This is a genomic window from Mycobacterium sp. NGS34 (genome assembly GCF_059812845.1).
The window spans coordinates 1-14,651 of sequence record NZ_JCALDM010000017.1 but is presented as its reverse complement, the minus strand read 5'-3'; the positions used below and the strand labels follow the sequence as shown (position 1 = coordinate 14,651).

Below are 14,651 nucleotides of genomic sequence, written 5' to 3'. Positions count from 1 at the left end.
GGTTCATCCTGCAGACGATTTGGGGTGCGTCGCTAACGGCGGTCGCGACTGCGCCGGTGGCCACCGCCGATACGTTGGGTGCGGCGTGGTCATTCACCGGGCTACATGACAGTGACGGCGTGCCGATCGGCCAGCATTTCGTGTCGCTGCCGCCGTTGATGGAGATGGTTGGCGCCAACGGCCCAGAATTCGGGGTCAGCCCGCAGTCGTGGGGGCCGGCGATCATGTCGTCGCTGGATACCTCCATCACCTATGCCCAACTGCATTTCCTATTGGCGTGGGAGACGGCGTTTCTGATCGGTGTGTGCGCGATCGGGATCTGGTTAATCAAGTTCGCGCTCGGCGTGTTGTGGCTGGCATGGCTGGGCGCGATCGCAGAGCCGCTTGTGGCGACCATGAAGGCGATGATCCAGCGGATGCACCTGCTGGAGGGCGGCATCTTGGTGTCCGTCGTTGTCGGGGGAATTGTCTGCTTGACAACAGGTTTCGGCTCGGGCGTCGGCATAATCCTGGGCGGCGTTGTCGCTCTGGTGCTGTTTTGGGTGTTTCTTCGCGACCCCGCCGGCGACCTTGTCAGCGACCACGGCATTTTGGGGATGGGCCGCTCGCTCGGATTTTCCCTGGCGCAAGGTGTTTACCACAATGGGCCGATCACGGGCGGCGGCACGAACGCGCAGTTAGACACGCTGACGTCGTGGATGGTCGACGTTTTGGTTCGAGACCTGGTGGAGCTGGTCAATTTCGGGCAACTGATCGACGACATCCCCGGCTGCAGCTCCGTCTACACTGGTGCACTGCTGCGCGGCACCGATGCGGCGCAGGCCATCAGGGCGTGCGCTCCGCAAGCCTATAACCACGCTCTGCATCTGGATGCCAGCACCGCGGGGCTGTTTTTCATCGGTAACTGCTGTGTGCTGGTGATTCTGTTCGCTCTGGACTACATGGGCGTGGAAGCGTTTCGGGTCGGGTTCAAAGCCTTCTGGAATGTGTTCATCGTGGTGCCGGCTGCCGCAGCGGCCGCATTCCCCGGCCCTGCACGGCAATTCGCGAAGAAAGCAGCCGTCCGGGTGCTGCTACACGGCGCCGAGATGATGGCCGCGACCGTCGGGCTGGGGATCTTGGTGTTGATCCTGGCCGGGGTCACACGCGGCACACTGCCCGGAACGATCGGCATGACGGCGCCGCTGGCCAAAGTTCTGGTAATGATGCTGCTGGCCGTCGTCGGTGCGCTGGCCTTCCGCTTTGCTCTCCTACGCGCCTTCGGCGACCACGGCATCCCGGGCCCGGTGCGGGTACTGCGAGGCGGCTATCGCCTGGCGCGCGGGACGGCCCGCACGGCCTATGACATCGACTCGGGTGCGCGGGCGATTCATAGGGCTGGCAGCCGCCTCAAAGACCTCAGGAAGCGGCGGACCAACCAAGCCCAAGGACAAGGCCAAGGCGAACACGGTGGACCCGGGCTCAAACCCCCGGGCCGCAAGGGACATCCACCGACCACCGGGCCCGGACGCACCGGCGGCGGTCCGCACGCAGGCAGCGCACCCGGGCCGACCCCATCACGCCCGGGCGGTGGCGGCCCGGGAAGCGGCGGCGGGCAGCCAAGCAAACCATCGTCACCCGCGCCCGTCCCCAAGACGCCAGCACCGGCGGCTAGTGGCGCAGGCCGGGCTGCGGCGGCACGCACCGCCGCCGAGGTGGCCGCGCCAGAGGTCGCGCTGCCTGCGGCGGCCGCGGCGTCGCTGGCGCACCACGCCGCCGGCGCGAGGCGCCACCACCGCGACACCTCGAACGGACATGCCCCTGGGCGCTCGGGGTCGGCTGCGGTAACGCCGCCCACACGGCAAGCCCCTGCACAGGGGAACGGCGGCAGCGAGCGGGCGCAAAAACCTAGCGATTCGACGCCACCAGTGCCCGGTGAGCAGCCGCCGCGGCGCATCACGCCCAGCCCCTAACGACACACGATCTCGCGATGCCACCGACAGGGAGGACCACCATGACGATGACCGACACCCAGGCGCACCCCGCGCCCTGGGCGCACACCGTCGCCGATCTCGCCCCTCAGCCCCGCATGCAGCGCGCAGGCGCGCCACCGCCGCGCGGGGCGGTATCGGTCAGCGCCGGAACCCTATTCGCCAACCCGTTCCACACACCGGCCATGAGTGAGGACCAGCGCGTCGGCGCGATGATCAAGTACGCGGTCACCCTGGCCGGCCAACCGCACAAGCTCGCCCAGATCAGCGCGATCGGCGGCCGAGACCTGGCCTGCACGTGCGCGCTGGGCGACCCCGGATGCCATCGAGACGTGCTGCTTGACCTGGCCAACCCTCCGCGAAACCCGTATGCGGCTCAAGGATGCGCCATGGGCCTGACTTTGCGCCGCCCGTGGGCGTCGCTTCTTCTCGTTCCAGAAACGCTGAGCGGCAAAACGATTGAGAACAGGACGTGGTCCACCGACTACAGGGGCCCGGTGCTGATCTACGGCGGCACCCGTATCGACAACGCGGGCATCACCGCCGCCCAACGGGTCGGACTGGACGCGCGTTGGCATACCAATCAGCAAGGCTGGCTGGGGGCCGCCGCGCTGGTGGACGTCCACCGCGCACGCGGATGCTGCCGCCCATGGGGCCAGCCACGAGGCCGCGACGACGTCGCTGTCTATCACTGGGTGTTCGCACACCCGCATCGCCTTGCCGACCGCACCTGGGGCCGCGGCTTCGTCGGTATCCGGCCCACGCCTTGGTCGGTACTGGTTCGGCGTAGCCTACTCACCGCGCGATCTGCGCAGACTCGTTGCAGCACAAGGCCGAGCTGGTGACGACGATGTCTGCGTATTACCACGACGACCAGGTGACGCTGCACCACGGTACGGCGCTGGATATCGCCGCCCAGATGGAGACCGGCGCGGCCAACTGCATCGTCACGAGCCCGCCATACTACGCACTACGCGACTACGGCGTTGCGCCGACGGACTGGCCCGAGGCGACCTTTACGCCTATGAGCGGCGTGCCTGAGGTGACCGTTCCTGCGATGCAGTGCTGCCTGGGTCTGGAGCCCAATGTGCTCGCATACGTAGCGCATCTGCGACTGGTGTTCTGCGAGCTGCGCCGGGTGCTGGCCGACGATGGCACGCTGTGGCTCAACCTCGGGGACAGCTATGCCGGATCGTGGGGAAACCAGGGCCACGATCCCAAACACGCTGATCTACACACCCAATACCGTGGTGCGCAGGCCTTACCAAAGTCGAGGCGCACCGGCTCGGTCAAGATCGGTGGACCGCCCGCGAAGAATCTATTCGGTATTCCCTGGCGGGTTGCGTTCGCGCTGCAAGACGATGGCTGGCTGCTTCGCAACGCGATCGTTTGGCACAAGCCCAACGCGATGCCAGAATCAGTGCGCGACAGGCTATCTGGCCGCTACGAGACCGTGTTCTTGTTCGCTAAACGTCCGAAGTATTGGTTCGACCTCGACCCGATCCGGGAGCCGGCAACCACGACCCGCAAAAGCGCGCTGACGTGGGACCGGGACTTCGACGCGATCGCTGGCCGGCGGCCGCAGCACCGCCCCGGTCGGACATGGCACGGTCTGCACGCCCCGCAGCCACACATGGATGCAGGCGGTGAGCGCCACAGCAGCCAACATCTGGGTGGACGCAATCCCGGCGATGTGTGGACGCTGCCCACACAGCCCTACCCGGGCGCGCATTTCGCGGTCTTTCCGCCCGCGTTGGCGCAACGGTGCATCCTGGCCGGTTGCAAACCGGGCGGCACAGTGCTGGACCCGTTCAATGGCAGCGGCACCACGGGACTGGCGGCGCAACGCACCGGCCGCCGCTACATCGGCATCGATCTCAACTGCGACTACCTGGACCTCACGCTGAAAAGCCGCCTCAGACAGGCAGCTCTCGGCTTCGAGGAACCGGCTTGACGCATCGGTTAAGGGAACAGGAGCGATGGCCATGACGATACCGAGCACGTTCGACGTCGCCGGCAGCGTTGTTGACGATGTGCACGCCCCGGCGGCCCAGCAGCTGCTGAGTCGAGCGAAAGCTGCGCGGCTGCGGCCGCTGTGCTTGTGCCAGCCGCCGGGGGTGCAGATGTATATCGCCGCGGCCGGACACGACCTTATCGTCAAACGGATGCCCGGCACGGCGGCCGCGCATGATCATCGGTGTCGCTCCTGGCTGCCGCCGGGCGAGCTGTCGGGTTACGGAGCCGTGGCTGAGCGGTCTATCGTCGACAACCCTGCCGATGGCACAACGGCTCTGCGGCTGGGGTTTTCACTGTCGAAGGCCGGAAATCGGGCTGCGCCTGAACCTTCCGATTCCTCGTCACACAGCGTTGAAGCTGATGGCAACAAGCTGTCGCTGCGTGCTGTGCTGCACTACCTGTGGGATGAGGCGGAACTGACTACTTGGCATGCGGGTTTCGCTGGACATCGCCCGTGGGGGGTCGTCTACCAGCGTCTGCGCGCAGCCGTGGACGGTAAACTTGTCCGCAAGAACCCCCTGTCCATGTCTTTATTTGTGCCCGAACCGTTTTCGGCCGACCGCAAAACCGAAATCGAGCAGCACCGGATTAAGGCATGGGCACCGGCGCGACGTCAGCCGGGAAAGCCCACCAAATTACTGATCGGGGTGGGCGAGATCAAGGCAATCGAGCCGGCCAGTCATGGATTCAAAATGCAAGTCCGCCATCAGCCTGGGCACCCCTGGTTCCTCGATCAAGACTTGCACCGAAGGCTCACCAAGCGGTTCGCCACCGAACTCGAGCTGTGGCAGATGGCCGCCGCTGGTGACGTGCGGCTGGTAGCGATCTGCACCTTCTCGGTGTCGGCGGCCGGATACGCCAACGTCGAACAACTGTCGCTGATGACAACCGACCGAAACTGGCTACCGTTCAGCGGCGACGCCGACCGCACCCTGCTGATGACCGCGATCGACGAGGAACGCTCGTTTCGGAAAGTGTTGTCGTATAACGGCAGCGCCACCGCGCTGGCCTCGCTGGTTTTCACCGACACCACGCCGGCGATAGCCGCTTTCATCGACCGTCCTGCCGGGTGTGAAGCCGATGGCGATGCGTCGCTCGCCGGGCTGCCGGTGTGGAACTGGCGTACCGACGAGGACATGCCGGATCTGCCGTCACCAATGTCCTAAGACAGGATCGCGCGGCCGAAAAACCGTCAACAACAAAAGGAGATTGCCAATGACTGCGCTTTTTGACTCCGACGTCGACATCCGCGATCGGGAAGACCGTGAGGCCGAGGACCGCGAGGCGTTGCGGAGAGAGGCCCGGCAACAAGCTCGGCGTCGCGCGCGCCAGCGGCGCGACAAGCTTGCCAGCAGGGTTGATGTGCTCGACGAGCTTCGTGTCGGACAGGCCGAACGTTTGGCCAAAGCCCCAACAATCGCCGATGTGGCAGCATTTTTCGGCATCAGCACAGGTTCGCTGGTGACCATCCTGCGCTGGCACCGCGACGAATTCATCGAGGACGGCTGGGTGGCGGCGAATCGATCCGGAGATGACTTGTGGACTGATCAGGCCGTCGTGCGGGCGGCGCTGCTGCTCGACGGGGTGAAGTCGGCGGTCGCGGCAGAAATCAGGTATCTGCTCGACGTTGAGGGGCTGCCTGTCGCGTTCTGTAGCCGCGGTTACCGGATCAAGCAGTGCGAGAGTGTGTTTGAGCGGGCGATGGCGGTCGTCGGTGACGTGCACGGCGAATCCTCGCCGGTCGCCGTCTGGCGCGAACTGCAGCAGATGCCGCGCTACGAGCTGCAGGCGCTGGCGGTCGCACTAGCGGCGTTGGTGCCCGACGACATCCCCGGGCTAGGAGAGTACCTCCGCGAGCTCGCAGGCGCTAGCGACAGCATCGCAGCAGGTCTCGCGCTGCTCATCCCTCAACGGTCGCCGCTTTTTACGCGCCGCCGCGCCGCGGGCCGCGACCGCCCTTCCGCGCAGCCAGGCGGCGTTGAGGTGTATGCGCAGCGATGACGGCAGCAGACACCAGGCCAACTGACGAAGGGGACCGCGGCGGGCACTCTCACCCGCCGCTAGCCAACCCAGCCGGGCACCGCAGCTAAATCTTGTACCCCATTTTGTACGGATTCGGGAAAGGACATCATCGGCCATGGCAGACAGCATCCGAGTGCACCCCTGGGCAGTGCTGCTCATCCGCGTCGCCGCTGTGATGATGGCCATCTTCGTCGGGGCGGCCAGCTTCAGGCTGAGTTTCACCGCTCTCGCCGACGTGGCCACCCGGGGCCACGTGCCCGCGGGGCAAGCCTGGCTATGGCCATGCACCGTTGATGGAGCCACACTGCTGGCCACATTAGGTGTGGTGGTGTGCATGCACGATCGCCGTGAACGACGCTTCTTTTGGGCCGTCTTGCTGGGCGGCTTACTGGTCAGCATCGTCGGCAATGATTTGCACGCAATCTTGCCGCCCCGACAAGAGCTGCCCTGGACGCTGCGGGCGGTGGTCGGGGCTGTCGCGCCGGTCGCCGTGGTGGTGTCGATCCACGGACTGACGATCCTGTTGCGGGTGCGCCGCATCAAGACCGAGCAGAAAGCCCAAGAGCCGCGGGCGGCGGCGAATCCGGGTCCGTCGGCGCCCGCGCCGAACACCGCGCACAGCGCCCTGCAAGGACAACACAGCTCGACGCTTGCCGCGGCCCCTGCGCCGGCCCGCGACCGCATCCCTTCGGGATCGTCGTTGCAATACGACGACCTCACCGACAAGGTTATGCAGCTCATCACACTCAAAGACGTTGATGCCGATCAGGTTTCGTCGGTTCTGAAGATGAGCTACGAGATGAATCTACCGAACCGAGACATCGGGCGCCGCCTGGACATACACCACCACACAGTCGGCAAGATTGTCGACGCGAGCGCGCAAGTTCTGCGCGAAGAACCACTCGCACAGGTCTCATAACACAACAGGCGGCCGGCACCGGCGACCATCGCAACTAGCATGAACGTGGTCTATGGCGAGCCAGACGCGAGCCACAGAGCTCCGAAAGGGGGTAACCGATGCCCATTCATGTCGACGCCGAGGGGCTGAGCGCTGCAGCTGGCCAGTTGTCGGGGACGGCGCAGGCCCACGCGCCGGCAGCCGCCGAACCTCCGGGTGCAGACATGACGTCGCTATCCGCGGTGAGCCAACTCAACGCCGCATCGACCGCCTTGGCAGCGCTGCTGTCCCATGGCTCAGCGGTACGGGAAGTCGGCGCGTTGGCAGTGTCGAACGGCCACGTTTCTGACCGCTCAGGATGACCTCAACGCCGCGGGCATCGCCAACGGGGCAGATCCGGGCATGGCCACAGGGCTCATACCACTGCCGGATATTCCCTCACCGGACGTGCCGGCGATTCCGCCAATGCCGGCCGCGCTGGCGCCGCTGCCTGGGGAAGCCCACGCCCAAGCGTTGTACGGGGGGCCAGGATCGTCGAGCTTGCACGTGTTCGCCAACCATTGGCAGCAGGCGGCGTCTGAACTTCGCCAGGGGGCTGACACGACCACACAGGCCGGCCACGCGATCGACGTAAGCTGGCATGACGGTAAGCAGCGCGCCGGGGCAAATACCCGCCTGCACGGTGAATGGTTATCCCAAATGGGTGATCACGCCGAGATGCTGGCCAGCCAGGCGCGCAGCGTGGCCACCAGTTTCGAGACCGCTAAGCACAGCACACCGAGCCCGCAGGAGTTTGCGCAGGCCCGCCAGGAGCTGCAGGGCGCGTTGGAGCGGTTTTCGTCCAGTAGGGGCGCCAATGCCGCTGAGGTACAGCAGAAGTCACAGGAGCTGGCCTACAAGCAGACCCAGGCGACGTCGGCGGCGACCACCTACCACTCTGCGGTCAGCAGCGGCGGTCTGTCGTCGTTGGCCGAGTCGATGAAACTTGCGCCGCCGATCGCTGGCGGGGCGGCGACTGACTCGTCCGACGTCAAGGCCGTCGACTGGAAGCCTGGCGATAAGCTGCACTTCCCGATCATCCGCGGACCCAATGGAATGGGACCCGCGCAGCCGGGATACGGGCCTGGCTGGGTCGAACTTGGCCCCGGCTCAGGCAATTTCGTGCGCGAAGATGAGTTGCCCGGTTTGAAGATCCTGGAGCCAGGGGCATTAGGCCCGGCCGCGGTCGCCGACAGCCACGGAAACATGGTTCCCTATATCGAACTGGGCAAAGGCAGCGGCGCGTGGGTGCCGGCGAGCGACTTTGCGCATGCGCAGTTCAAACCCCCCGGAGCACTCGGCCCGTACGGGTACGAGGAATATCTGCCCGGAACCGGCATTTGGCTGCCAAGGACCGATATCGTCCCGGATCCAGCTGACCCAGCACCTCCGAGCGGAGCCACGCTGCCCGCCTGATGGGCAGCCAGCCGCCCGGGTCGAATGCGCTGGTCACACCACTGGGCGCGGAATCCCGAAGCACAGGTCGTCGCGGATCGACAGGTGCGGATCGCTGGATGCAGGCACCCCCGGGTCCTTGGGGCCGAGGATCATCGGCAGTGGCGGGGGCGGCGGCTCGACGGGGACGTTCGGAGGAATCATGCTGACGGGTTCTTGAGCCGGCTGATGGTGCTCGCTCTCAAAGCGTTGAGTGAAGTCCCTCTCCCAGCGGATGCGGTCAATCGCAGTCAGCGCGCGCTGCCGTGCAGCGGCCATCTCCGCCGAGCTGTTGTAACAGTGCGGACCGGGGCGCAATAACTGATCGAGATTATCGTCGGCCGTGGTTGGGCCTTGGTCGGGCCACAATGTCCAGGCCGCGCCGACGATCAGGGCCACTACGGTCGCGATCACTGCGCTACACGCGACCGCCTCCCAGACCAGCGAGCGTTTCGCCTTCGCTAATGCCGCCTTGAGATCCTCGAGTTGGGTTGTGAGTTCCTCGATAGTCGGTGGGTCGTGCGGACCCTCGGGATCTTGGGCATCCACGTCGTCGATGTCGTCCATGTCATCGATGATCGCCGATAGGACTGACACTTTCGCCTCAACCAGACAAGGCCAGCACCGGGGGGCCCCACCGCCACCCGGGTGCCCAGAAACAGACATGATGCCTGACGCAACCGGCGCAACGCCGCCGTCGATTAGGCCGGCGTCCCGGGCGGGCGGGTGCGCGCACGTTGATAGGCGGCCCGGTACTGCTCGACGGAGATATCCAGGACCTGCGCCAAAGTGGCTGCGTTGGTGTCAGTGAGGCCCTGGTCGCCTCGTTCGATCCCGCGCAGCGTATTGGTGGCAATGCCGGCCAACGCCGCCAACTGAGGCTGGGTCAGCCCGCGGATCACACGCCAGTCTCCGGGGTAACGCTCCTCAGGCTCAATCGTCACGACGTCGGCGATCGGGGCGTCCAGTAGTGCCATCACCCGCACCAGAAAATCGACCTGCGGAGTCCGTGTCCCTGCCTCCCACGCGTGAACCGTCGAGTGCGCCACGTCGGCTAATCGCGCCACCTCAGACACGGTCAGCCCGCGGCGCAGACGCAAAGCGACGAACTCGGTGGGGTTAAAGCCGCGTAGAACACGCCTGCTCATCGCGCCGCGCGCTGGGCTGCTTGGACCATGAGACGACATTGGCTGAACACTTCCCAAATTGTTAATCCCGCTCGAATTAACGCGTCGTTATAACGTAGAGTATTCGTTAGGGCGATCCTGCGCCGACTCCCGCCTGCCCGGGACATTCCGGGGTATCACCGACCACCGCGGCGCGGAGCTGATCACGCTAGTTGCTTTGGCATGAAAGGGAATTCAAATGTCGTTTGTAAGCGTAGTCCCCGACGAGCTGTCTTCGGCCGCGGCCGATATCGCCACGATCGGCTCGACCATCGGTGACGCGAGGACTGCGGCGGCCGGCCCCACAACAGCGGTGTTGGCGGCCGGCGGCGATGAGGTGTCAACGGCCATCGCGGGACTGTTCAACGACGTCGGTAACGAATTTCAGGCCCTCACCGACCAGGCGGCGGCGTTTCACCACCAGTTCGTCCAAACCCTCACCGGCGGCGGCTCAGCCTACGGCGCTGTCGAAGCCGCGAACGTCTCGCCGTTACAGACCATCGAGAACCTCGTCAACACCGCGCCGGCAGCCGCGCTACAAACAGCCGAAAATCTCATTAACACTCCTGCGCTGCAGCCGATCGAGAACGTCATCAACACCCCCACCGAGGTGCTGTTGGGACGGCCTCTGATCGGCAACGGCGCCAACGGCACGCCCGCTAGCCCCAACGGGCAGCCAGGAGGACTCCTCATTGGCAACGGCGGCAACGGCTACAACGGCGCAGGTGGCAACGGAGGCTCAGCAGGTTTACTCGGCAACGGCGGCAACGGCGGTAGCGGTGCCCCCGGGGCTGCAGCCGCATCGATAATCGGCAACGGCACCAACGGCGGCCCAGGAGGCACTGGCGGCGCCGGCGGCCTGCTGGTCGGCAACGGCGGCGCCGGGGGCACCGGAGGGACCGGTGGAGCTGCCGGGTCACTCGCCGGTAGCCCGGGAGCCGGAGGGCCCGGTGGCGTCGGTGGCGCGGCGGGCCTGCTGGGCCTGCCCGGCCCTGGCGGAGGCACTGGACCTTCGGGCAACCCAAGCATCGCCGGCACGATCCAAGGCGACGTGCAAGGCGCCCTCGGCGATATCGGCGGCGTCCTTGTCCGCGGCGTCGGCGGGATCGTTCACGGGTTCGTCGGTGGCGTGCAACACGCGGTCGTCGGCGTGGTTTCAGGCGCCGAACACCAGCTTCTCAACGACTTCGGGCTGGGATTCCTCGATCCCGGGACCGGCGGGATTGGGCTGTTCAACGCGGGCAACAACGACTTCGGGTTCTTCAACTTCGGCAGCAACGACACCGGCATCCTGAACTTCGGGCCCAACCAAAGCGGCGTCTTCAATATCGGCAGCGGCAACGCCGGCGACTTCAATATTGGCTTCCACAACAACGGCACCGCCAACTTCGGACTCAACAACGCCGGCAGCCTCAACCTGGGCGTGGACAACACCGGCAGCTACAACCTGGGACTGTCCAACATCGGCAGCCTGGAGCTCGGCTGGGCCAACACCGGCGCCAACGACCTCGGCATCAAACTCAACGGAGACGACGAGATCGGCATCAGCCGTCTCAATCTGAATCTCGCCAACCTCTGAGTGACTTCGATCGTGAATCTGAACGTCGTTTGATCGTGAAATTGGGCGTCGACGTCGCGACCGCGGCACACGTCGACGACCTCCAGAGGGGTTGCCAACTGTTGCGGGTCGAGTGGTCGGTAGTTGTCGGTGGTGTGCTGTAGGAACAGATGCATGAATCTGGCGGCGTGGGCTGAGCGCAACGGTGTTGCGCGGGTGTCTGCGTATCGCTGGTTCCGCGCCGGAGTGTTGCCGGTGCCCGCCCGGAAAGTGGGCCGGCTGATTCTTGTCGACGCGCCTTCCAGCGCTGCGGGGGCACGGCCAAGGACGGCGGTGTACGCGCGGGTTTCCTCGGCGGATCAGAAGGCAGATCTGGATCGGCAGGTAGCGCGGGTGACTGCGTGGGCCACGGCTGAACTGATTCCTGTCGACAAGGTCGTTGTTGAGGTCGGTTCGGCACTCAACGGGCATCGCCGCAAGTTCCTTGCGCTGCTGCGTGACCCGACGGTGAGTCGGATCGTGGTGGAACACCGAGACCGCTTCTGCCGGTTCGGCTCTGAGTACGTCGAAGCCGCTCTTGCCGCCCAGGGCCGTGAGCTGGTGGTGGTCGATTCGGCCGAGGTCGATGACGACCTGGTGCGGGATATGACCGAGATCTTGACATCGATGTGCGCCCGGCTCTATGGCAAACGAGCTGCGCAGAACCGGGCCAAGCGTGCACTGGCGGCCGCGGCGTCCGATGACGTGGAGGCGGCCTGAGATGCCGCGTTTCGAGATCCCCGACGGCTGGTGTGTGCAAGCGTTCCGGTTCACGTTGGATCCGACCGCCGAGCAGGCCCACGCGTTGGCAAGACATTTCGGTGCCCGGCGTAAGGCATACAACTGGACCGTCGCGGCCTTGAAAGCCGACATCGAAGCCTGGCATGCGACCGGCGTCGAGACGGCGAAGCCATCGCTGCGCGTGCTGCGCAAACGGTGGAACACCGTCAAGGACACCGTGTGCGTCAACGCTGAGAGCGGTGAAGTGTGGTGGCCTGAGTGCTCGAAGGAGGCCTATGCCGACGGCATCGCCGGGGCGGTCGAGGCCTACTGGAATTGGCAAACCTCCCGTGCGGGCACTCGTGCAGGGAAATGGGTCGGGTTCCCTCGCTTCAAACGCAAGGGCCGCGACGCTGACCGGGTGTGTTTCACCACGGGCGCGATGCGGGTCGAACCAGATCGACGGCATCTCACGCTGCCGGTGATCGGCTGTGTGCGTACGCAGGAGAACACCCGCCGGATTGAGCGGCTCATCAGCAAGGGGCGGGCGCGGGTTTTGGCGATCTCGGTGCGCCGCAATGGCACCCGGTTCGATGCGAGCGTGCGCGTCCTTGTGCAGCGGCCCCTGCGGCCTGGCGTGGCACGGCCCGATTCGCGGGTCGGTGTCGATGTCGGGGTCCGGCGCCTGGCCACGGTCGCGACTACGGACGGCACCGTCATCGAACGGGTTGACAACCCGCGCCCGCTGGACGCAGCGCTCAAGGAGTTGCGGCACGTGTCCCGTGCCCGCTCGCGCTGCAGGAAAGGCTCACGACGCTACCGTGAGCGCACCACCGAGATGTCCCGGCTGCATCGCCGGGTCAACGATGTCCGTTCGCATCATTTGCATGTCCTGACAACACGTTTGGCCAAAACCCACGGCTGCATCGTTGTCGAAGGGTTGGATGCGGCGGGCATGCTGCGGCAGAAGGGAGTGCCGGGGGCTCGTGCCCGGCGACGTGGGCTTTCGGATGCCGCGCTGGGCGCACCACGGCGACACCTCTCCTACAAGACGGGCTGGTACGGGTCACAACTGATAGTGGCCGACCGGTGGTTCCCGTCGTCGAAAACCTGCCACGTGTGTCGGCATGTCCAGAACATCGGTTGGGCTGAGCACTGGCAATGCGAAGCGTGTTCGGCAACGCATCAGCGCGACGAAAACGCCGCTGTAAACCTCGCACGCTACGAGGAACCCGTTAGCGTCGTCGGCCCAGTTAGGGCCGCCGTCAAGCGTGGAGCCGACCATAAGACCGGGCCTCGCCCGGCTGGTGGTGATGAAGCGCGGAAGGGAACCGGCCATCCGGCCGGGGAACAACCCCGAGATGGGGTGCGAGTCGCGTGACCACTAAAGATCACTCACTCGCAACGGCTCTGTCATCAGCGTGTCGGCCCCGCCACCCGGGTGCCCAGAAACAGACATGATGCCTGACGCAGCCGGCGCACCGCCGCCGTCACTCAGGCCGGCGTCCCGGGCGGGCGGGTTCGCACACGTTGATAGGCGGCCCGGTACTGCTCGAGCCCGACAAACCTTCGGTCGATCATGGCGATCGATCTGGTGCGATGGGAATGATCGCTGCTGCAAGGCAATTGGGTGGCCGACGCGACTCGACGCTTCTACTCACGGCGAGTCCACCATGACAGGGCCACCGAGGTCGGCTATTGTGTCGGCCCCGGTGGCCGCTCTGGCATTCATCCGATAGAGGTGGCGATCATTTGTTCTCCCCTGTGTTGTGGCGGATACCTGTGTCGGACTATCGCTGAACAGGGCGAATCTCATAACCCGCAGCAAGCGCACCGTTGAGGGTTTTCTCCACCCAGTCCTCTTGCAAAAAGCGTGCTTGGATAACAGCATTGATCTTGAGTCCCTCCACTCGCTCGCTGTCGCTAGGAGGAAGGAATGCCGAAATCAAACGGGCCGCACAGCGCGCACCGACACTTCGACACAGTCGCGCGCACCTGCAGCGTGCGGCGGCAGGCAACGGTAGCGAGGCCTGATCGTGAACATCCGTCCTGATCGGCTCTGGCTGGAGGTTCCATACGAGGAAAAAGAGGCCGCCAAAGCCGAGGGCGCGTGGTGGGACCCTGCGCAGCGAGCATGGTATGCCCCACGGCGCGGCATGACATCACTACAGCGCTGGGCGGGGCGGCCTCCCCTGCCTGAATGCCTGCCTGGCGAGGATCGATCATTCGGCGGGACAGACCTGTTTGTCGATTTGGTTCCCGACTCATGCTGGTTCACCAACGTCCGCAGCTGTGTCGATAAACGCGACTGGGATCGCCTCCGTAGAATGATCTATCGCCGCGCCAATCAGGAGTGCGAAATCTGCGGTACGGGACGAGATTTCGCTGCCGAGGTGTGGCTGGAAGCCCACGAGCGGTGGCATTACGACTCAACTACGCAGGTCCAACGGTTGGTCCGACTGATCTGCCTATGCACGCCGTGCCATGAGGCCACGCACTTCGGACTGGCCGAGATCAACGGGCACCGTGACCACGCGTTGAATCAACTGATCGCAGTGAATGGCTGGTCGCGGCAACACGCCGAGGACCATGTCCGCGAGGCGTACGCCGAATGGCGGCGCAGATCGGACAGAGACTGGCGCCTCGATTTGACTATCCTTGCTGATGCCGACATCGATATCACGCCGCCACCCGAAGCTTCCTATCGCCGGGTCGTCGCAGATCAAACACTCAGCAGGAGCACCGCTGCGGCCAGCCCACGGCCAACGCATTCGCTGCCGCCGCAGGGC

General features: G+C 65.3%; 13 protein-coding genes. 11 read left to right on the top strand and 2 right to left on the bottom strand.

Going from position 1 to position 14,651, the window contains the following annotated elements:
• Positions 1–224: 224 nt before the first annotated feature.
• From AC5Y7V_RS27350 to AC5Y7V_RS27320, 7 genes are all read left to right on the top strand, one after another.
• Entirely contained in the window at positions 225–1,952 is a 1,728-nt protein-coding gene (locus tag AC5Y7V_RS27350; protein WP_499883181.1) for a hypothetical protein, read from the top strand.
• A gap of 41 nt (positions 1,953–1,993) precedes the next feature.
• Positions 1,994–2,815, top strand: coding sequence for a DUF4326 domain-containing protein (locus tag AC5Y7V_RS27345; protein ID WP_499883180.1), 822 nt, complete (start codon positions 1,994–1,996; stop codon positions 2,813–2,815).
• Positions 2,816–2,820: 5 nt separating this feature from the next.
• Entirely contained in the window at positions 2,821–3,924 is a 1,104-nt protein-coding gene (locus AC5Y7V_RS27340) for a DNA-methyltransferase (protein ID WP_499883248.1), read from the top strand.
• A 31-nt stretch (positions 3,925–3,955) separates the two neighbouring features.
• Entirely contained in the window at positions 3,956–5,152 is a 1,197-nt protein-coding gene (locus AC5Y7V_RS27335) for a DUF1173 family protein (RefSeq protein ID WP_255254593.1), read from the top strand.
• Between the two features lie 49 nt (positions 5,153–5,201).
• Positions 5,202–5,987, top strand: a complete 786-nt coding sequence (locus AC5Y7V_RS27330; RefSeq protein WP_499883179.1) for a hypothetical protein — start codon at positions 5,202–5,204, stop codon at positions 5,985–5,987.
• Between the two features lie 169 nt (positions 5,988–6,156).
• On the top strand, positions 6,157–6,927 hold the full coding sequence (locus AC5Y7V_RS27325; RefSeq protein ID WP_499883177.1) for a DUF2637 domain-containing protein: 771 nt from the start codon (positions 6,157–6,159) through the stop codon (positions 6,925–6,927).
• A gap of 270 nt (positions 6,928–7,197) precedes the next feature.
• Positions 7,198–8,361 (top strand): PPE domain-containing protein, encoded by a 1,164-nt coding sequence (locus tag AC5Y7V_RS27320; RefSeq protein WP_499883176.1) that lies wholly within the window; start codon positions 7,198–7,200, stop codon positions 8,359–8,361.
• Positions 8,362–8,394: 33 nt separating this feature from the next.
• Here AC5Y7V_RS27320 and AC5Y7V_RS27315 read toward each other — a convergent pair whose 3' ends face one another.
• Positions 8,395–8,946: a hypothetical protein gene (locus tag AC5Y7V_RS27315; RefSeq protein ID WP_499883175.1), complete on the bottom strand. Its 552-nt coding sequence runs from the start codon at positions 8,944–8,946 to the stop codon at positions 8,395–8,397.
• Between the two features lie 134 nt (positions 8,947–9,080).
• Entirely contained in the window at positions 9,081–9,527 is a 447-nt protein-coding gene (locus tag AC5Y7V_RS27310; protein WP_499883174.1) for a helix-turn-helix transcriptional regulator, read from the bottom strand.
• Between the two features lie 217 nt (positions 9,528–9,744).
• Between AC5Y7V_RS27310 and AC5Y7V_RS27305 the strand changes: the two genes are divergently transcribed.
• The 4 genes from AC5Y7V_RS27305 to AC5Y7V_RS27290 form a co-directional block, all read left to right on the top strand.
• On the top strand, positions 9,745–11,124 hold the full coding sequence (locus tag AC5Y7V_RS27305) for a PE domain-containing protein (protein ID WP_499883173.1): 1,380 nt from the start codon (positions 9,745–9,747) through the stop codon (positions 11,122–11,124).
• A 153-nt stretch (positions 11,125–11,277) separates the two neighbouring features.
• Complete coding sequence (locus AC5Y7V_RS27300; protein ID WP_499883172.1) at positions 11,278–11,862, top strand: IS607 family transposase; 585 nt, start codon at positions 11,278–11,280, stop codon at positions 11,860–11,862.
• A 1-nt stretch (position 11,863) separates the two neighbouring features.
• Entirely contained in the window at positions 11,864–13,243 is a 1,380-nt protein-coding gene (tnpB, locus tag AC5Y7V_RS27295; RefSeq protein ID WP_499883171.1) for an IS607 family element RNA-guided endonuclease TnpB, read from the top strand.
• Positions 13,244–13,898: 655 nt separating this feature from the next.
• Positions 13,899–14,651, top strand: a 753-nt coding sequence (locus AC5Y7V_RS27290) for a DUF5710 domain-containing protein (protein WP_499883170.1), incomplete at its 3' end; no start/stop codon positions are given.

Coding starts and splice junctions, on each gene's coding strand:
- AC5Y7V_RS27320 (WP_499883176.1), top strand. CDS start 7,198: ATGGCTCAGCGGTACGGGAAGTCGGCGCGTTGGCAGTGTCGAACGGCC.
- AC5Y7V_RS27345 (WP_499883180.1), top strand. CDS start 1,994: ATGACGATGACCGACACCCAGGCGCACCCCGCGCCCTGGGCGCACACC.
- AC5Y7V_RS27300 (WP_499883172.1), top strand. CDS start 11,278: ATGAATCTGGCGGCGTGGGCTGAGCGCAACGGTGTTGCGCGGGTGTCT.
- AC5Y7V_RS27350 (WP_499883181.1), top strand. CDS start 225: ATGTCGTCGCTGGATACCTCCATCACCTATGCCCAACTGCATTTCCTA.
- AC5Y7V_RS27305 (WP_499883173.1), top strand. CDS start 9,745: ATGTCGTTTGTAAGCGTAGTCCCCGACGAGCTGTCTTCGGCCGCGGCC.
- AC5Y7V_RS27340 (WP_499883248.1), top strand. CDS start 2,821: ATGTCTGCGTATTACCACGACGACCAGGTGACGCTGCACCACGGTACG.
- AC5Y7V_RS27335 (WP_255254593.1), top strand. CDS start 3,956: ATGACGATACCGAGCACGTTCGACGTCGCCGGCAGCGTTGTTGACGAT.
- tnpB (WP_499883171.1), top strand. CDS start 11,864: ATGCCGCGTTTCGAGATCCCCGACGGCTGGTGTGTGCAAGCGTTCCGG.
- AC5Y7V_RS27310 (WP_499883174.1), bottom strand. CDS start 9,527: ATGAGCAGGCGTGTTCTACGCGGCTTTAACCCCACCGAGTTCGTCGCT.
- AC5Y7V_RS27330 (WP_499883179.1), top strand. CDS start 5,202: ATGACTGCGCTTTTTGACTCCGACGTCGACATCCGCGATCGGGAAGAC.
- AC5Y7V_RS27315 (WP_499883175.1), bottom strand. CDS start 8,946: ATGGACGACATCGACGACGTGGATGCCCAAGATCCCGAGGGTCCGCAC.